20 protein-coding genes are annotated in these 17,881 nt (G+C 67.4%); 18 read left to right on the plus strand and 2 right to left on the minus strand.

Features of this window, described 5'->3' with window-relative positions; all coding sequences use genetic code 11:
• The first annotated feature begins 35 nt into the window (after nt 1-35).
• A complete protein-coding gene (locus AC2TC0_RS05390; RefSeq protein WP_484716496.1) occupies nt 36-1,076 on the plus strand; it encodes a hypothetical protein in 1,041 nt (346 codons plus the stop codon).
• Nucleotides 1,077-1,135: 59 nt separating this feature from the next.
• On the opposite strand, the gene AC2TC0_RS05395 is transcribed toward AC2TC0_RS05390, so the two are convergent.
• Entirely contained in the window at nt 1,136-2,461 is a 1,326-nt protein-coding gene (locus tag AC2TC0_RS05395; protein WP_484716497.1) for an alginate export family protein, read from the minus strand.
• A 211-nt stretch (nt 2,462-2,672) separates the two neighbouring features.
• Between AC2TC0_RS05395 and AC2TC0_RS05400 the strand changes: the two genes are divergently transcribed.
• The 9 genes from AC2TC0_RS05400 (at nt 2,673) to gp17 (ending at nt 9,829) form a co-directional block, all read left to right on the plus strand.
• A complete protein-coding gene (locus tag AC2TC0_RS05400; protein ID WP_484716498.1) occupies nt 2,673-3,167 on the plus strand; it encodes a TspO/MBR family protein in 495 nt (164 codons plus the stop codon).
• A gap of 191 nt (nt 3,168-3,358) precedes the next feature.
• Complete coding sequence (locus tag AC2TC0_RS05405) at nt 3,359-3,739, plus strand: glycine zipper 2TM domain-containing protein (RefSeq protein ID WP_484716499.1); 381 nt, start codon at nt 3,359-3,361, stop codon at nt 3,737-3,739.
• A 254-nt stretch (nt 3,740-3,993) separates the two neighbouring features.
• Nucleotides 3,994-5,328 carry a DNA-packaging protein gene (locus AC2TC0_RS05410; protein ID WP_484716500.1) on the plus strand — a complete coding sequence of 445 codons (1,335 nt, stop codon included), beginning with the start codon at nt 3,994-3,996 and terminating at the stop codon, nt 5,326-5,328.
• A 107-nt stretch (nt 5,329-5,435) separates the two neighbouring features.
• Complete coding sequence (locus tag AC2TC0_RS05415; RefSeq protein ID WP_484716501.1) at nt 5,436-6,536, plus strand: phage portal protein; 1,101 nt, start codon at nt 5,436-5,438, stop codon at nt 6,534-6,536.
• Between the two features lie 161 nt (nt 6,537-6,697).
• Nucleotides 6,698-7,000 carry a DUF6127 family protein gene (locus AC2TC0_RS05420; protein WP_484716502.1) on the plus strand — a complete coding sequence of 101 codons (303 nt, stop codon included), beginning with the start codon at nt 6,698-6,700 and terminating at the stop codon, nt 6,998-7,000.
• Nucleotides 7,000-7,458, plus strand: a complete 459-nt coding sequence (locus AC2TC0_RS05425; RefSeq protein ID WP_484717456.1) for an HK97 family phage prohead protease — start codon at nt 7,000-7,002, stop codon at nt 7,456-7,458. The genes AC2TC0_RS05420 and AC2TC0_RS05425 overlap by 1 nt, the downstream gene beginning before the upstream one ends.
• Before the next feature lie 4 nt (nt 7,459-7,462).
• On the plus strand, nt 7,463-8,614 hold the full coding sequence (locus AC2TC0_RS05430; protein ID WP_484716503.1) for a phage major capsid protein: 1,152 nt from the start codon (nt 7,463-7,465) through the stop codon (nt 8,612-8,614).
• A gap of 289 nt (nt 8,615-8,903) precedes the next feature.
• Nucleotides 8,904-9,443 carry a head-tail connector protein gene (locus tag AC2TC0_RS05435; RefSeq protein WP_484716504.1) on the plus strand — a complete coding sequence of 180 codons (540 nt, stop codon included), beginning with the start codon at nt 8,904-8,906 and terminating at the stop codon, nt 9,441-9,443.
• Nucleotides 9,422-9,829, plus strand: coding sequence for a tail completion protein gp17 (gene gp17 / locus AC2TC0_RS05440; protein WP_484716505.1), 408 nt, complete (start codon nt 9,422-9,424; stop codon nt 9,827-9,829). The genes AC2TC0_RS05435 and gp17 overlap by 22 nt, the downstream gene beginning before the upstream one ends.
• A 112-nt stretch (nt 9,830-9,941) precedes the next feature.
• On the opposite strand, the gene AC2TC0_RS05445 is transcribed toward gp17, so the two are convergent.
• The gene (locus AC2TC0_RS05445; protein WP_484716506.1) at nt 9,942-10,283 is read right to left on the minus strand and encodes a hypothetical protein; all 342 of its coding nucleotides are present in this window, start codon (nt 10,281-10,283) and stop codon (nt 9,942-9,944) included.
• 74 nt (nt 10,284-10,357) lie between these two features.
• On the opposite strand from AC2TC0_RS05445, the gene AC2TC0_RS05450 reads away from it, so the two are divergent.
• The 8 genes from AC2TC0_RS05450 (at nt 10,358) to AC2TC0_RS05485 (ending at nt 17,868) form a co-directional block, all read left to right on the plus strand.
• Nucleotides 10,358-10,765 carry a phage major tail protein, TP901-1 family gene (locus AC2TC0_RS05450; protein WP_484716507.1) on the plus strand — a complete coding sequence of 136 codons (408 nt, stop codon included), beginning with the start codon at nt 10,358-10,360 and terminating at the stop codon, nt 10,763-10,765.
• On the plus strand, nt 10,762-11,076 hold the full coding sequence (locus AC2TC0_RS05455) for a GTA-gp10 family protein (RefSeq protein WP_484716508.1): 315 nt from the start codon (nt 10,762-10,764) through the stop codon (nt 11,074-11,076). The genes AC2TC0_RS05450 and AC2TC0_RS05455 overlap by 4 nt, the downstream gene beginning before the upstream one ends.
• Nucleotides 11,077-11,274: 198 nt before the next feature.
• Nucleotides 11,275-11,439 (plus strand): phage tail assembly chaperone, encoded by a 165-nt coding sequence (locus AC2TC0_RS05460; RefSeq protein WP_484716509.1) that lies wholly within the window; start codon nt 11,275-11,277, stop codon nt 11,437-11,439.
• Nucleotides 11,432-11,998 carry a tail tape measure protein gene (locus tag AC2TC0_RS05465; protein WP_484716510.1) on the plus strand — a complete coding sequence of 189 codons (567 nt, stop codon included), beginning with the start codon at nt 11,432-11,434 and terminating at the stop codon, nt 11,996-11,998. The genes AC2TC0_RS05460 and AC2TC0_RS05465 overlap by 8 nt, the downstream gene beginning before the upstream one ends.
• Before the next feature lie 142 nt (nt 11,999-12,140).
• The gene (locus AC2TC0_RS05470) at nt 12,141-14,474 is read left to right on the plus strand and encodes a DUF2460 domain-containing protein (protein WP_484717457.1); all 2,334 of its coding nucleotides are present in this window, start codon (nt 12,141-12,143) and stop codon (nt 14,472-14,474) included.
• Nucleotides 14,471-15,286, plus strand: coding sequence for a DUF2163 domain-containing protein (locus AC2TC0_RS05475; protein WP_484716511.1), 816 nt, complete (start codon nt 14,471-14,473; stop codon nt 15,284-15,286). The genes AC2TC0_RS05470 and AC2TC0_RS05475 overlap by 4 nt, the downstream gene beginning before the upstream one ends.
• Nucleotides 15,283-15,681, plus strand: coding sequence for a peptidoglycan endopeptidase (locus AC2TC0_RS05480; protein WP_484716512.1), 399 nt, complete (start codon nt 15,283-15,285; stop codon nt 15,679-15,681). The genes AC2TC0_RS05475 and AC2TC0_RS05480 overlap by 4 nt, the downstream gene beginning before the upstream one ends.
• A 3-nt stretch (nt 15,682-15,684) precedes the next feature.
• Nucleotides 15,685-17,868, plus strand: a complete 2,184-nt coding sequence (locus AC2TC0_RS05485) for a GTA baseplate fiber-binding domain-containing protein (RefSeq protein ID WP_484716513.1) — start codon at nt 15,685-15,687, stop codon at nt 17,866-17,868.
• Nucleotides 17,869-17,881: the final 13 nt, after the last annotated feature.

A 17,881-nucleotide genomic window follows, 5' to 3' on the forward strand; every position in this document is an offset into this window, starting at 1 on the left:
TATGCGAGCAGGTACGACATTGCTACATCCGAGGCATGTCCGGCACAGAAATGTTGGCGCTGCAGCGCGATCCGCATTTCTACCTCTATGGTTTTGACGCGGGCGACGCGCTGTTCCTGCGGATGAACCGCGAATGTTATGCGCGGTCGATTTTCTTTGATGACCGGATTGTCACGCTGGACGACCAGCTGATCCGCGTGCCGTGGGCCGATGTGGCGGCGGCGCGGCCCAGCGCCGCTGCCGCGCCGGAGCTGGGCTGGATTTTCCACATGGCCCACACGGGATCGACGCTGCTGGCGCGCGCGCTGGAACAAGCAGGCCGCACGCTGGTGATCCGCGAGCCGGTGACGCTGCGCGCGCTGGGCGTCGAGGCCGGGGCGGCGGGGAGCGATGCGGCGGCGAGCGAAAGCTGGCAACGGCGGCTGGACGTCGCCGCCGCTATGCTGGCGCGCCGCTTTGCCGATGATGACCGGGTGGTGGTGAAGGCCAATGTGCCCGTCAACGCCATCATCCCCGCGCTGCTGGCGGTATCGGCGCAGCCGCGCGGCATTTTGCTGCATTTCGGCCTTGACGATTATCTGACCGCCATTTTGCGCAGCCCCAATCATCGCAATTGGGTGGAACGCATTTTTGCCGAAATGCGCATCGCGGCGTTGCCGGAGGTGGGTGCGGCGGCGCTGGACCCCGCCGAAAAGGCCGCCGCGCTGTGGCTGTTCCAGATTCGCGCCTATGCCGCCGCGCTCGCCGCCAATCCCGCGCTGTGCAGTCTGGACGCCAATATATTGTTCGACGCGCCGCAGGTCAGCCTGTCGGCCGCCGCGCGCTATTTCGGCTGTCCGCTGTCTGACGCCGCCGCCGGGGCGATTGTGTCAGGGCCGCTGTTTTCAACCTATTCGAAAAATCCCAACGCCGCCTTTGACAATCGCCAGCGCAAGGCACGGATTGCCGCGACACGCGCGGAATTGGGCGCTGAACTGGAACGCGCGCGGCGCTGGATCGCGCCGCGGGTGGCCGCTTTGCCATTGCCCGACCGGCTGGCGCAGCCGCTGTGCGGCGAGAATGCGGTGCTGCTGTAAATCCGGGTGCAGGCTGGGTAGCCTGCGGCGATTGCGGCGGCAGCGGCGCGAGATCCGTGTTAGAAGCTGACCACCGCGTTGAATGACATATAGCGGGTGTCGCGCGGATCGGGCGCATTTGGTGCGCGCCGCAGAAATTCGCCTTTGGCGAGCAGCAGCCCGTTCCATTCCAGCCGCAGCCGCTTGGGGACCAGCCAATAGCGTAAGCGCGCTTCGATCTGATGCCCGGCAAAGCGGCCCGATTGGCCCGTTGGATCGCGCACGCCGGTCGTGGAGAAGCTGTCGAACCGCGAGGCGAGCCATAGCGGTTTCCACGCCGCAAAAATGTCGAGGCGCTTGTTCGGAGTGGCCTCAACCCGGATGCCCGGCCCAAGCACATTGGCGCGGCCGACCGAGTTGTAGAGACCGGCGGGGGCGAGTTCGGCGCGCCGCATGCCAAACAACGTGTCGAAGCGGCCAAAGCGCCGCCCGCGTCCATCGCCGCTGGCATAATCGAATTCGAGCGCGATGCGCGGCGACCAGGGACGGCGCAATGTATAGCCCAGTTCGGCATGGGCCGCCCATGCTGACACGTCGAGTGTCGGTGCAGTGGCGGCAAGCCCGCTGCTGATCGTGCCGAACTGGTAAATGGTTTCGCTGTCGAAATCGATTTTGCCCACGGACGGTTCGCGGACCATCCGCAAGGCCACGGTCTCTAGCGAGCGGTCACGGGACTGGCCGTCCGGTCGGTCGCGCTCGCCAAGATGGAAAAAGGAGAGCTCGGCGGCGGCGCCGCTGCGCCCGAGCTTTTTGGAAATGATGCCGCCCCACAGCACCAGATCAAAACTCTCGCGGTCGAAACGGACGCGGTTGTTGGCCAGCGCGGCGCGGTCGCCGGGCAGGCGAACCTGCGGCAAAGTGTAAATCAGCGTTGCCGATGTTCCGCGGCCCAAACCCAGATCGGCACGCACGCCGGTATAGCCATTGGTGGTGTTGCGGTAATCGTCGGCGGCGACCAGACGGCGCGAGCCGAGGTTGAGGGTGAAGCGGCCAGCCTGCACGGCCATAGAGGTACCGGAGCCGAACGCGCCCGGCTGTTCGTAGGCGACATAGGCCTGAACCAGTTCGGCGGTATTGACTTCATTGGAGGTGACGGGCGTGCCAGGGTTGTCGCCATAGACACGGCTGTCAAAAAGCTCGGCGCCGATGCGCAGATCGCCGGTCCGATATTCGCCACCGACGATGGTGCGCAGATTGAGAAGCTGGTCGCTGGTGTTAAACCCGGAACGCGCCTGGCCGGTGATCGTTTCGTAGCGCAAACGGACGCTGCCGGTGACGGTCAGGCCGTCTTGCGCATGGGCAGGCGCAGACAGCAACAGGAACATAATCAGGGCGGTCGGTTTCAAGCAAGCCTCCATCGCTCTGCAAGCAGAGTCCGTCAGGCAACGCTTGGGCGCCGTAGCGCTTGACCGGGAGGTCGCTTAACCCCGGAGCGCTTGACCTAAGGTGATTTGCGGCGGCCAACAAGGCCGAATTGTCAGGACGGCGCGAATTGACCAATCGCCGCCCGTCAATCACCGGTTGTGCGGCGCAGCATGTGCTGTCATGCTCCACACTATGCCCGAAACCCATGTCATTGCCGCCATCGTCTGGGCCATCATTTTGGGCGGGGCAGGCGGGCTGCTGACCACCATCGGGCCGTGGTATCGCGCGCTGAAGAAACCGCCGTGGCAGCCGCCGGACTGGCTGTTTGGCCCGGCATGGACGCTGATATTGGGGCTGGCGGCGTGGGCGGCAGTGCTGGCGTGGGACGGCGCGGTCGATGATGCCGGGCGGACCGCGATTATCGTCCTCTATGGCGTGAACTTCGTGTTCCACTTTTTATGGTCGCCGTTGTTTTTCAATTTCCGGCGGCCCGACTGGGCGCTGGTCGAGGTGGTGTTTCTGTGGGGGTCGGTGCTGGCGCTGTGCGTGGGGCTGCGCCAGTTTTCGGTGCTCGCGAGCTGGTTGATCGTGCCCTATTTTGTCTGGGTCAGCTTTGCCGCGATCCTGAACCTGTACATTGTGCGGTTGAATGCGCCGTTCGGGCGCGCGGCCGAGGCGGTTGAGTGAACCGTCGCTAAATTTCGGATAAACGAAGGGTTCATCTGGGCGCGTCGATAAGCGTTGCGGTCCGCAGCATTGATGCCGTGCGGACGACGAGCAGACGTCTGGCGGCGGCGGAGCGAGGAACATCGCGTGACGCTGGCCGTTTTGCCTTTGCTCGCAGACGAATTTCACTCGGATAATACGAGGAGGATAAAATGAAAAAGACCCTTGGACTGATTTTGGCCGCCGCTGTGATGGCGCCCGTTGCGGCGCCGACCGTGGCCTTTGCCGATCCGCCCGCCTGGGCCCCCGCGCATGGCAAGCGTGCCAAGGACCGCGTTTATGATAGCCGTGGCCGCTATTACGAGCCGCGCCGCATTGGCCGTGACGACCGCATCTGGCGCGGGCGCGATGGCAAATATTATTGCCGCCGCGAAAATGGCACCACCGGCCTGATCATCGGGGCGGGGGTCGGCGCGCTGATCGGCCGCGAGATCGACAGCCGCGGCGACCGCACCGTCGGCACCATCCTGGGCGCGGTGGGCGGCGGCCTGCTGGGCCGCGAGATTGATCGCGGCTCGCTGCAGTGCCGGTGAGGCCTTAGCGACATGCGAAAAGGGGATACCCAATAGCGTGTCCCCGGACAACATATAACCATATAGGTTATTTTCGCTTGACAGCGTGACGCTGTTATGGCACAAAACAGGACTATCGAGAATTGCGAGTCGGGCCGGTCGGTCGGGGTGAAAGCCCTGATCGGGCGGCCCGATTGCGTTGGGGGAGTTCGGGTTGTGGGCGGGAGTTCCTTTGGAAGGGCGGACGTGGCGGCTGCAGACCGTGCAGGGACCGAATGAAGGCGCCCGAGCTGGCGGCGCTTCCTGAAGCGCAGCGCGCGGCCTGGATCAACCGGCAGACCGACAAAAGCGCCGCTGACTATGAATGTGACTGGAGCAATTGGGCGCGCCCCGACCAATTGCCGCCGCCGGCCGACTGGGCGGTGTGGCTGCTGCTCGCCGGGCGCGGCTTTGGCAAGACGCGCGCCGGGGCCGAATGGGTGCGCGCCGTGGCACTGGGGCGTCCAGGCGCGCGGATCGCGCTGGTTGCCGAAACGCCGGCCGAGGCGCGCAGCGTGATGGTGGAGGGCGTTAGCGGCCTGCTCAACATCGGCGTGCCGGGTGAGCGACCCGAGTTTGAGAGCAGCCTTAAGCGGCTGTTATGGCCGAATGGCAGCGTGGCGACGCTGTACGGCGCGAGCGACGCCGACAGCCTGCGCGGGCCCGAGCATGATTTCGCCTGGTGCGATGAGGTGGGCAAATGGCCCGATGCGGTGACGGCGTGGGACAATTTGATGCTGACCTTGCGGCGCGGCAGGGGGCCGCAGGCGATCGCAACCACGACGCCGCGCGGCGGGCCGCTGTTGCGGCGGCTGGTGGCCGAGACCGGCGTCGTGGTGACGCGGGGGCGGACGCAGGCCAACCGGCTCAACATGGATAGCGGCTGGGTAGAGGCGATGGAGCGGATCTATGGCGGGACGCGGCTGGGGCGGCAGGAGCTGGACGGCGAGCTGCTGGAGGATGCCGAGGGCGCGCTGTGGACGCGCGATTTGATCGAGCGGTGCCGGGTGGCGGCGGACAGCGTGGGTGTGCCGGGGCGCGTGGTGATCGGGGTTGACCCGCCTGCGGGCGGCAGTGCTGGCGGCGGCGGTGATGCGTGCGGGATTGTCGTGTGCGGGGCCTTACGCGACGGGCAGCTGGCGGTGCTGGAAGATGCGAGCGTTGCGGGCCTGGGACCGGCGGGCTGGGCTAAGGCGGTGAGCGCGGCCGCGGCGCGCTGGCGGGCGGACCGGGTGGTTGCCGAACGCAATCAGGGTGGGGCGATGGTGGCCGAAGTGCTGTGGCAGGCCGACCCGGCATTGCCGGTGAAGCTGGTGTGGGCGGCGCACGGCAAAGGCGCGCGCGCCGAGCCGGTGGCGCTGCGCTACGAACGCGGCGAGGTGGTGCATGCCGGGGTGTTTCCCGCGCTGGAGGACGAGCTGTGCGGGCTGGTGATGGGGGGCGGTTATGCCGGTCCTTCGACAGGCTCAGGAGGGCGCTCACCGGACCGCGCCGATGCATGCGTGTGGGCGCTGACCGCGCTGGGCGAGGGGCAGCGCGTGGGGGATGGGGTGCGGGTGAGGGTGGTTTAGGGACGTTGGCTAAAGGCGAAGCTTAGCCCCTCCGTCACGCCCTGCGGGCGCGCCGACACCCCATGTCTGCTTTGCAGCCACAGGGAGGATTTAAGCAGGAGACGATCATGAAATTCTGGAGCCGTAAGGCCGCGCAGGGTGCTGCGCGGCCATTTTTGTCGCGTTTTTCGGGGGCCGCGCCGGTGGCTGCGCCTTCGTATGAGGTGCAGTTTCGCGAGGCTTATCTGGGCAATGCCATTGCTTCGCGGGCGGTGCGGATGGTGGCGGAGGCTGTTGGCGAGGCGCCGCTTGTGGCGTCGGATCCGGCGCTGGTGGCTTTGGTGCGGCGCGCGAGCGCGGGGCAAGCTTTGCTCGAGACTTTGGCGGCGCAGTTGATGCTGCATGGCAATGCCTATGTGCAAATCATTGGCAGCGTTGATGGCGTGCCGAGCGAGCTGTTTGCGCTGCGGCCCGAGCGGGTGAGCGTCGAGGCCGATGGGCGGGGGTGGCCGGTGGCCTATCGCTATCGCGTGGGCGGACAGGTGATTTTGCTTGATGCGCTGGACGAGTTGGGACGGCCAGCGATCGTGCATTTGCAGGGGCTGCACCCCGGCGATGACCATTATGGCGTGGGGTGCTTGTCGGCGGTGGCGGCGGCGGTGGCGGCGCATAATGCGGCCAATCGCTGGAACCGCGCGCTGCTCGACAATGCGGCGCGGCCATCGGGGGCGCTGGTGCATGAGGGCGAGAAGGGATTGCCGCTGTCGCCCGAACAGTTTGACCGGCTGCGCGCCGAGCTGAACGAGAGTTTCGCGGGAGGGGCCAATGCGGGGCGGCCGATGTTGCTGGAAGGCGGGCTGAAATGGCAATCGCTGTCGCTGTCGCCCGCGGACATGGATTTCCTGGCGCTGAAGGATTCAGCCGCGCGCGAAATCGCGACCGGCTTTGGCGTGCCGCCGATGCTGCTGGGGCTGCCGGGGGATGCGACTTATGCGAATTACCGCGAGGCCAGCCGCGCGCTGTGGCGGCAGGCGGTGTTGCCGCTGGCGGGCAAGATTTTGGGCGGGATCGCGGGCGCGTTGACGCCGTGGTTCGCCGATGCGAGCTTGCGCGTCGATGTCGATAAGGTGCCGGCGATGGCCGAGGACCGCGAGCGGCTGTGGGCAATGGTGGCGAGCGCCGACTGGCTGACGCGCGAGGAAAAGCGGGCGTTGGTGGGGGTGGAGTGAGGCCTGCACCGTAGCCCTGAGCTTGTCGAAGGGCGTGGCACGGATTTGCGCCGTCAGTTTGTTGCTGCGCGACGGGCTTCGACAAGCTCAGCCCTACGGTGAGTTAGCGGGCATCGCAGCCCCTACCCAACGGGAGGGGGTTTCAGTTTTGGAGAAAAATCATGAACGAGGAAGCGGCGTTGGCGCGCCTGCTGAGCGATGCGGCTGCGCCTGATGATGTGTTGTGGCGCGCGGCGGTGGAAGAGGCGGCGGAGCTGGGAGCGCGGCGGGCGCTGGCGCGGCTTGGCCTGGCCGACGAGGCGGCGCGCGATGATGTGAGCGAGCTGCGCGAACTGCTGAAAGCCTGGCGCGATGCCAAATCGAGCGCATGGAAGGCGGCGGTCGATTGGGCGGTGCGCGGGGCGCTGGCGCTGCTGTTGATCGGACTTGCCGTCAAACTGGGGTTTGGCGCGTGGGTGCGGTGATGGGGGCGGTGGTGGCCGCGCCAGCACAGGCCCACCCCCGGCCCCTCCCGCAAGCGGGAGGGGAGATCCGGTTCGCGGGCTATGCCGCCATTTTTGACCGGGTGGACCGCGGCGGGGATGTGGTGCGGCGGGGGGCTTTTGCCGGGTCGTTGGCGGCAGGGGTGCGGGTTCCTTTGTTGTGGCAGCATGATCCCGCGCGGGTGATCGGCACAGTCGAGGGGCTGGCGGAGGATGCGCGGGGATTGCGCGTGGTGGCGCGGGTTGGCCCGCGCGTCGGCGCGCTGGTCGCGGCGCGGCGCATGACCGGGCTGTCGTTCGGATATCGGGTGAAGCGCGCGGCGGGGGTGGGTCCGCGCGTGCTGCACGATGTCGAACTGATCGAGGTGAGTTTGGTGAAGCAGCCGATGCAGCCGCTGGCGCGGGTGATTGCGGTGGAAGTTGGTCAAGTGAAGGAGTGAGTTTATGGATATCGAGGTAAAGGCCGAGGCGCTGGAAGGCGCGTTCGAGGCGGTGTTGGCGGCGGAGGAAATTGCCGCGGTGCGCGGCGAGGTGGCGGCGTTGCGCGCGCAGGTCGAGCGGGCGGCAGTAAGCGCGGCGCGCCTGCCGCTCGACGGGGTGAAGTCGGCGGATGGCGGCGTGCGCGATCCGGCGCGCGTGGCCTTTGCCGAGCGTTATCTGCGGCGCGGGCTGGATGTGGGCGTGGAATTGAAGGCGCTTAGCGGGGCCACCAATGCCGAGGGCGGTTTTGCGGTGCCGCGCGAGATTGATGAAATGATCGGCGCGACGCTGAAATCGCTGTCGCCAATTCGCGCCATCGCCAACGTCGTGCAGACGGGCACCGCTGGCTATCGCAAGCTGATCGCAACCGGTGCGACGGCAGCGGGCTGGGTTGGCGAGACCGCGGCGCGGCCCGAAACCGCAACGCGCAGCTTTACCGAAATTGTGCCGCCGACGGGGTCGCTCTATGCCAATCCGGCGGCGAGCCAGGCGATGCTCGACGATGCGATGTTCGATGTTGAAGGCTGGCTGGCCGACCAGATTGCGCGCGAATTTGCCGTTGCCGAAGGCGCGGCGTTTCTGACCGGCAACGGGGTGAATCGGCCCAAAGGGCTGCTGACCTATGCCACGACCAACCAGAATGACACGGCGCGGCCATTCGGCACGATCCAGCATGTGGCGTCGGGCGTAGCGGGGGCATTTCCGGCGGCAAACCCGCAGGACAAGCTGGTCGATCTGGTCCACGCGCTGCGCGCGCCCTATCGCCAGGGTGCGACCTGGGTGATGAACAGCGATACGTTGGGGCGCATCCGCAAGCTGAAAACGAGCGACGGCGCGTTCATCTGGCAGCCGGGGCTGATCGAGGGGCAAGCCGCGACGCTGCTGGGCTATCCGGTGGTCGAGGCTGAAGATATGCCCGACATCGCCGCCGACAGCCTGTCGATCGCGTTTGGCAATTTCCGCGAGGCTTATGTCATTGCCGACCGCGGCGAGACAGCGATCTTGCGCGATCCGTTCAGCAACAAGCCGTTTGTGCATTTTTACGCGACCAAGCGCGTGGGCGGCGCGCTGGCGAACAGCGAGGCGGTGAAACTGATGAAATTTGCCGTGAGCTGATGCGCTTCCCCTTCCCTTCGGGGGAGGGGCTTTTTGGGTTCACGCAGAGGGCGCAGAGGGAACAGAGACCGCAGAGGGCTTTTTGAGCGAAGCTTTTTCTTTCCCTTGCACTTTGGTGAGGGCTGCGAGGTTTTGGACAAGAGGGCTTGGCAAACGTTTTCTTTGCGGACTCTTTGGAACTCGGCGCTCTCTGCGTGAAACATTTTCGGACGCGAGGGGGCGGCCCCTCCGACCCCTTCGGGGCCACCTCCCCATGCCCTGCGGGCACAGAGGGGATTGGGAGAGTGATATGCACAGTTTGACAATCGAGGCCGGCCCTCTGCCGGTATCGCTGGCCGAGGCGCGGGAGTGGCTGCGGCTGGGGCCGAACACCGAAGATGGCGTCGTGACGGCACTTATCCGCAGCGCGGCCAATTTGTGCGAGCTGGCGACGGGGCAGATGCTGGTCGTGCGCGAGGTTGCCGAGGAGCGGCCGGTGGCGGACGGGTGGATACGGCTGCGCCGGCAGCCGGTGCGCAGCGTGATCGATGTGACGCTGCAACCCGAAACGGGCTTGCCAGTGGTGCTGGCGCGCGAGGCCTGGGAAATGCGCGCCGAGAATGATGGCGCGGTGGCGGTGCGGGTGCTGCAGCCGGGCGCGGCGGAAAGCGTGATCGTGCGCTATCAGGCGGGGCTGGCGTTGGAAGCGGGCGCCGTGCCCGACGCGCTGAAGCAAGGGATGCTGCGGATGATCCAGCACCTTTACGCGGCGCGGGACGGCGGCGGCGAACCTGCTGTTCCCAACATTGTGACGGCGCTGTGGACGCCGTGGCGGCGGGTGTCGCTGTGAGCGCGGAGGCGGCGGTCGCGGCGCGGCTGGCGGCTTTGCTGCGCGGCGACGCGGCGCTGATGGGCGCGGTCAATGCCGTGCACGAAGGGCCGGCGGCGCGCGCGACCTTGCCCTTTGTGGCGATCGGGCCGCTGGGGGTGAGCGACTGGGGGACCAAGGATCGTCCCGGGGCCGAGGTGCTGGTGCGGGTGACCTGGGCCGCGCCGGATGGCCCGGGGGACGGGTTGGTGGGTGCGCGCGTGGCGGCGGTGGTAACTGCTCTGCGCGGGGTTCAGGACGGCTGGGAGCTGGTGAGCGCGCGGCTGCTGCGCGCGCGCGGCGAGCATGACAAGACCGGGCGCTGGGTACAGGCGTTTGAGGTGCGGGTGCGGTGTTTGGTGAACTAGAGCACCGTAGCCCTGAGCCTGTCGAAGGGCGCGGCGCGTTTAAAAGCTTGGGCGCATTCCTGCGCCACGTGCTTCGACAGGCTCAGCACTACGGTGTTTCGGGCAGCGGTGCCTAGTCTTTTGGCGGCATCGTGTTTGTGGCCATATAATCGGCGAATTTTTCGGTGAAGCTGTCGATATAGTCCTGCACCTGGAAATCGGCATTTTCCTTGGCGTCAGCGGGCTTGACCCCGTCGGCGCGGTCGAGCGCGATGACCGCGGCGTGGAAGGCGGCCTGTTCGGTCGAACAAGCGCTTTTCACCGCGACGCCAAATTCGGCCTCGGGCATTTTGGCCTCGACCGATTTGTACAAAAAGCCGCGCATGCATTTGAGATAGTCGGCGCGCGCCTTGTCCATCGAGGCGGCGGATTGCGCGGCGAGCGCCGCGGTGAGCAGCAAAGTGATTTTCAGCATCTTCGTTCCCCGGTTTCGGGGGTTTGCCCCCCGTAGTTGGCCTTGTGACATTTTTATGATGAGGAGATTAGCCGATGGCAATCGAGAATGGCAGCGCCTTTTTGCTCAAAATTTCGAATGGCGCGCCGACCCCGGCCTATGTGACGGTGGCGGGGCTGCGCACGACGCAAATGTCGGTGAACGGCGAGGCCGTGAACGTGACCACCAAGGACAGCGGCGGGTGGCGCGAGCTGTTGTCGGGCGCCGGGGTGCGGTCGGTGTCGGTGTCGGCCGCGGGGATCTTCACCGGGTCGGCAGCGGAAACGTCGGTGCGCGCGAAGGCGCTGAACGGCGGACTTGCCGATTATGAGCTGAGTTTCGAAAGCGGCGAGCGGATGCGGGGGAAGTTCCTGGTGACGCGGCTCGATTATGCCGGCGATTATAATGGCGAGCGCAGTTATGCGCTGAACCTGGAATCCTCCGGCGCGGTGGCGAGCCTGTGAGCGGCGCGGCCAATGCCTTGCGCGGCGAGGCCGAGCTGCGCGTGGCGGGCGAGGTGTATCGCTTGCGCCCAACCTTTACGGCGCTGGTGGCGGCGGAGGATGAGTTGGGGCCGCTGTTTGCGCTGGCCGAGCGTGCGGCGGCGGGCGGGCTGGGGCTCGCGGAGACGGCGGCGCTGCTGTGGCACTGTATCGACGCACGGCCCGAGGCGCTGACGCGCGCGGCGGTGGGCGAGGCGGTGGCGGGCGCGGGGCTGGTGGCGGTAACGCCCGTGCTGCGCAGCGTGCTGATGCAGATTTTGCAGGGGCGGTGAAAAAGCCCCTCCCGCTTGCGGGAGGGGTTGGGGTGGGTCTGTAGGCATGGCGCTTGGCCGCGTGCCCACCCCGCTGCGACTAAGCCCCGGATCAAGTCCGGGGCAAGTCTCACTGCCCCTCCCGTAAACGGGAGGGGACGTTTGGCTATGTATGGAACTGATGAGTTTGCGCCCACCGCACTCCGCCTTTGCGGGCACATGGCGCGCATCGCGGGATGGACGCCCGAGATATTCTGGAATGCGACGCCCGCCGAGGCCGCGATGGTGCTGGGCGGGTGGCGTGAGGGGGGCGGCGATTGGGGTGCGCCGCCCCCCGATGCGGCGCTGCGCGCGCAGTTGATGGAGCAATTTCCCGATGGCTGATCAGGTGGACGAGCTGGTGGTGCAATTGCGCGCCGATGGCAGCGATCTGCGGCGCGAAGTAGCCGCGCTGAAGGGCGAGCTGGAGGGGCCGTTGAGCGCGGGCGCAGCGCGCGCGGGCAATGCGATTGAAAGCGCGCTGAGCCGCGCGGTGCAGACGGGCAAGCTGGGGTTCGACGATCTGCGGCGCGTCGCGGTGACGGCGCTGGCCGAGATTGCGCGTTCGGCGATTGCGAGCGGGATTGGCGCAATTGGTGGGGGCGGCTCGGGCGGCATTGGCGGGTTGTTGACGAGCGTGCTTACGGGACTGGCGGGCGCGCCGGGACGGGCGACGGGCGGACCGGTGAGCGCAGGGCGCGCCTATCTGGTCGGCGAGCGCGGGCCCGAACTGTTCGTGCCAACGGCGAGCGGGCGGGTTGAGGCGAGCGGTGCGGGAGCGCGGGCGCCGGTGACAATCAATGTCAATGTGCGGGGCGGAACGGAGAACCCGGAGCGGCTGGCGCGGTCCGGCCGCCAGGTGGCGCGCGCGGTACGGCGGGCAATCAGCGAGCTGGAGGATTGAGTGATGCCAAAATGTTTCCCCCACCGACATGTTGCCAACCGTTCCCCGGCGAAAGCCGGGGTCCAGCAGGCGTGGTGCGTCGTAGCATGGACCCCGGCTTTCGCCGGGGAGCATGTCCGGCCGCAAAGAGCGAGGCACTGAGATGCTGTGGTCGCTCACCGAAGCGCGCGCGCCTGAACAGGCCGCTGATTTCATCCATCGGTTCGACCCCCGTTTCTGGACGGTCAATTTTCCGCGGCCGATGCTGGGCTGTGTTGTCGCGACCGGACCCGACGCGCTGCGCTGTGAGGTGCAGTTTCAGCGGCACGAGGATTTGTGCGGGCTGGAGTGGACGAGCGAGGACAAGTGGGACCACCCGCTGCTGGGCTATGAAACGGCGCGCGATTATCGGCGGTGTCAGCTGCGGTTCCGGTGGCGGTCGGGCGGGATCAAACCGCTGAATGCAGTATATGGGCCGACGCTGACCATCGAAGGGCGCGATGCCGCAGGGAATCCAAGGACCTGGTATGTGCGGCTGTGGAACTATGCCAGCGGTACCGCAGAGGATGCGGAAATTGCACTGGATTTCGGTGCGCTCGATGCCGGGTTCCTGCTGCCGAGCGAGGCCGACCCGGTTTTTGCGGGCGATATCGACCGCATGTTCCTTTCGCTCGTCGCGCCTGACTATGGCCTGACCAGCGGCGTGCGTGCGGCGGCGGCGAGCGGGTGGGTGGAACTGACCGACATCCGTGTGACCGGGTCGGGTGCGGTGTTGGCGATCGGCGATACGCGGCTGGGTGATCCGGGGGTGGGAATCGCGACCGGATATGACGATGTGTACAATCTGACGCCGCAGCGGGTGGTGCGCATGATCGATGCCTTGGGCTATCGCGGCGACATTATCCATTATGTCGGGATGAGCCATTATCCGCAGCTGGAGCGCGATGGCACGTTGTTGGTGGCAGGGACGAGCGGCGGGGCGCTGGCGGCGCCGTGCAGGACTTGGCATGCGGGCTTTGCGGCGGAAGCGAAGGCGGCGGGACTGGGGATTATCTGGTCGCTGTCGTTCGAATTGTTCGACGCCTATTGCCGCGCGGGGTGGAAGCAACGCAGCGCGGATGGGGCGCCCGCGCTGACGGGGTGGGTGCCGCCGTCGACGTTGCTTTCGCCCGCCGTGCCCGAAGCGATGGCATATCTGCAGAGTGTGGCGCAGGCCTTTGTATCCATTGGGGTGGCGGCGGGATTGCCCGCGAAATTCCAGGTGGGTGAGCCGTGGTGGTGGACCAACAGCGGCGGGCGATTGTGCTGCTATGACGCGGCGACGGTGGCGGCGTTGGGGCCGCTGAGCGTGCCAATGGCCAACATCGCCGGGCCGAAGACCGCAGCGCAGATCGCCATGCTGGATGCGCTGGGGGCGTTGCTGGCGCAAGCGACGGCGGCGCTGGTCGCGGCGGCGGAAGCCGCGGCAGGGCCGGGCGGGCTGGTGAGCCATATCCTGATCTTTTTGCCCACGGTGCTGGATGCGGCGGCGGCCGAAGTGCGGCGCGCGAATGTGCCGATCGGCTGGGCAAAGCCCGCGTTCGATGTGGTGCAGCTGGAGGATTATGACTGGGTGACGGGTGAGCGCGGGGCCGAGACGGGGCCGGGGACGACGGCGATCGTCGCGCGGCTGGGGTATCCGGTGGCCGAGCAGCAGTATCTGGCGGGCTTTGTGCTCAATGCTGCGGACAAGGCGCAGTGGCGGGCGATTGTCGATGCGGCGACGGCTGCGCGGCGGCGCGGGGTAGCGCGCGTGTTCATCTGGGCGCTGCCGCAGGTAGCGCGCGACGGGCTGGTGCTGGGCGCCAGTGAAATTGGGGGCGGGGAGGATGATGTGCAGGATTTTGATGATGTGGACTTCCCCATCGTGATCGGACGCGCGGCGCAGGTGGTGACCGAATTTGCGACGCAAGTGATCGCCGCGCCGTCGGGGCATGAGCAGCGCGTCAGCGAATGGGCCGACGCGCGCATGGCCTATGACGTCGGGCCGGGGGTGCGGAGCGAAGGCGAGCTGCGCGAGCTGGCGGCGTTTTTCCGGGCACGGCGCGGGGCGGCGCGGGGGTTTCGCTTTCGCGATCCGCTGGATGCGAGCTCGGCGGTGGATGGCGGCGCCCCGGAGGCGGGTAACCAGTTGCTGGGGACCGGCGACGGGGTGCGGCGCGATTTTGCATTGGTGAAACGCTATGGCAGCGACGCAGACGCGCAGGTGCGGCGGATCACGCTGCCGGTGGCGGGCAGCGTTGTGGCGGCGGTTGGCGGGGCAGCGACGGTGGACTTTGCGCTGCTGGATGACGGGCTATTGTTGTTCGATGTGGCGCCTGCCGCGGGGGCCGAAGTGCGCGCGGGATTTTTGTTCGATGTGCCGGTACGCTTTGCCGAGGACCGGCTGACGATCGACCGCGCAACCTTTTTGGCAGGCGAGGCCGGCGAAGTGCCGCTGATCGAGGTGCGGCGATGAGCGCGGCGTGGTTGGCGCAGCCGCTGGTCACCGCGGCATGGTGCTGGCGGCTGGCGCGGCGCGACGGGGTGGTTGTCGGGCTGACGAGCCACGACCGCGACTTGTGGCGCGGCGGGCTGTTATATCGCGCCGCGCCGGGAATGCGGCCGGCGCAGATCGAGCAGCATGACCGGCTGGAGGGACAGAGCATCGACCTGTCGGGTGCGATCAGCAGTACAGCGATCCGCGCCGAGGATATTGCTGCGGGACGCTGGGACGGCGCGGCTTTGACGCTTTTGCTGGTGGATTGGGAGGATGGCGATGCTGTTCCCGTGGTCGTGGCGCAAGGGACGCTGGGGAGCATCGCGCAGCGCGGGCGCGAATTTGCCGCCGAATTGCTGGGGCCGCTGACATTTTTGGATGCACCAGTGGCGCGGCTAACGTCGCCAACCTGCCGCGCCCAGCTGGGTGACAGGGATTGCCGCGTGGCGCTGGCACCGCTGACGATGCGCATGGGCGCGGTGGCGGTGAGCGGACGGGAAGTCATGCTGAACGCGCCGGTGGCGGCGGACATTTTTGTGCTTGGTCGGTTGCGCTGGCTGGATGGCGGGGCGGCAGGGCTGAGTAGTCCGATCATCGCGCAAGGGGCGGACCGCGTGACGCTGGCCGAGCTGCCGCCCTTGCTGCCTGCGTTTCCTGCGCGAGTCGAGCTGCGGCAAGGGTGCGACAAAAGGCTTGCCACCTGCGCCGCGCGCTTTGGCAACGCCGTGAATTTTCGCGGGGAGGCGCAGCTGCCTGGGTTTGACCTGCTGACGCGCTACCCAGGCGGATGAGCGCAGTTTGGGCAGCGGCCGAGGCGCTGGTGGGCGTAAGGTTCCGCCTGCAGGGGCGCGCGGCGACGACGGGGCTGGACTGTGTCGGCGTGATTGTCGCGGCATATGCGGCGGCGGGAACCAGGTTGGCGGCAATCGATGATTATCCGCTGCGCGGGTGGGCGCTGTGCCGGGCGGAGGCCTTGGTAGCGGAGGCGGGCCTGGTGCCGGTGCGCGGAGCGACACGGCCTGGGGACGTCGGACTGTTCGCCTTGTCTGGGCGGCAATTGCATCTGGCGCTGCTGGCACCGGGACGCATCATCCACGCCGATGCGGGGTTGCGGCGCGTGGTGGAGGCGCCTGCAAGCCGGTTGCCCGAGGCAGCATCGCGGTGGCGATTGAACGCGGAAAGGTAGGACATGGCAACGCTGGTTTTAACGGCGGTTGGTACCGCGCTGGGCGGGCCGATTGGCGGGGCGCTGGGCGCGATACTGGGGCAGCAGGTCGATGCCGCGCTGTTTGCGCCCAAGGCGAGGGTCGGCGCGCGGCTATCCGACCTGAAGGTCCAGACGTCGAGCTATGGCGATGCGATCCCGCAAATTTTCGGTACTTTGCGCGTGGCCGGGACGGTGATTTGGGCCACCGACCTGATCGAGCGGCGGGCCAAGCGAACGCAGGGCAAGGGGCGGCCCAAGGTCGTCGAATATAGCTATTCGGCGTCGCTGGCGGTGGCGCTGTCAGCGCGGCCAATCCGTGCGGTCGGGCGCATCTGGGCCGACGGGTCGTTGCTGCGCGATCGCGCGGGGAAGCTCGCCGAAACGGTGACGGTGCGGGTGCATGATGGCAGCGCCGACCAGCCGGTTGATCCGCTGATCGCGAGCGTGCTGGGAATGGAGGAGGCCAGCGCGTTTCGCGGCATTGCCTATATCCTGCTCGAAGATCTGGACCTGACCGCATTCGGCAACCGGATTCCGCAAATGAGTTTCGAAGTCGTCGCCGATGCCGGTCCCGTTGATATTGCGGTAGTGGCGAGCGCGCTGACCAATCAGATGGTGGCAGCGCCGCCAGGAGCAGCGCTGGATGGCTATGCCGCCAACGGCGCGCGGGTGCGCGATGCCATCGCGCCGCTGGCCGAACTGGCGCAGTTGGGGCTGCGACAGGGAAGCGATGGCTGGCAGCTTGCCGCACCCGAGGTAGCATGGCCCGCGCCGGTCGATGCGGGGTTGGCGCAGGTGCACCGTGCAGCGCCATTGCAGGCCGCAAGCGAGCAGCGTAGCGCGCTGGCCAAGGTCGCCGAATCCGTCAGCTTGCGCTACTTCGACCCCGCGCGCGATTTTCAGACCAGCGTGCAGACAGCGGCGGTTGCGGGCGGTGGTGCGCGGGCAACGGTGCTGGAACTTCCCGCGGCATTGAGCGCCGCGGCTGCGCGCGGCGAGGCGGCGCGGTTGGCGCTGGTGGCGGGCGATATGCGCCGGACCGTGACACTGCGCGCCGGTCTGGGCGCGCTGGCCCTGCCGCTGGGTGCGGTGTTGCCGTTGGTCGTGGACGGAACGGCCAGCGCGCGCTGGCGGATTGCGGAGCGAACGGTTGCCGGCGATGGGGTGCAACTAACGCTGGTTCAGCACGCGCCGACCGTTGGCACCAGCTATTCCGCTGGAGATGGCGGCGCGGCCATTGTGCCGGGCGATTTGCCCGGCGGCGCAACGACCGTCGCGATTTTTGATGCGCCGGGCGACGGTGAAAGCGCGCGCACCGCGCCGCTGCGGTTGGTGGCGGCTGCCGGAAGCGATGCACGCTGGCGCGGTGCCGACCTGTGGTGGTTGAACGACGCCGCAGCCGAACCCGAGCCGCTCACGCGGATTGGCGGGGCGTTGGCGCTGGGTGCGCTGGCAGCCCCGCTGGCCGCGATGCAGACCGTGCTGATCGACCGTGCCACGGCAATCGAGGTGCGGCTGGTCAATGATAGCATGGCCCTCTTGAATATCAGCGAGGCGCAGCTGCTGGCGGGCGGCAATCGGGCGATGGTTGGCGGCGAGGTGATCCAGTTTGCGCGGGCGACCCCGCTGGGGGGCGGGCGCTGGCGGTTGGAGCAACTGCTGCGCGGGCGCGGCGGGACCGAAGATGTGGCCGGGCCGCACCCAGCGGGAACCGGCTTCGTGCTGATCGATGACAATGCCGTGCTGGCATTGCCCGATGCCATGGCGACGCGCGCAGCGAGCGATGGGGCCGCGATCGAGTTGCAGGAGCGCGGCGGCACAGCGATGGCGGCGCACCTGGTCGCGGCGGGTGCGCGCGCCGTGCTCCCCCTATCGCCGGTACACGGGCGCGTCGATCGCCTGGCCGATGGTGGGCGGCGGGTTAGTTGGGTGGCCCGGAGCCGCCTGGGTGCGCGCTGGCGCGATGGCATTGATGCGCCGGCGGGTGAAGCCGCGAGCCGGTGGCGGGTTGAGTATAGCAACGCTGTCAATTCGCCAGTGACGCTGGAGATTGAGCAGCCGGTGCTGACGCTGGGCGCGGGCAGCTTTAGCCAGAACACGGCGGTGCGGGTGTCGCAAGTGGGCGATTTTGGTTTGTCGCCGCCGCTGGAACTGGTGCTGGGCTGACGTCAACGGAGGG

It is taken from the genome of Sphingopyxis sp. sgz302558 (genome assembly GCF_057220455.1).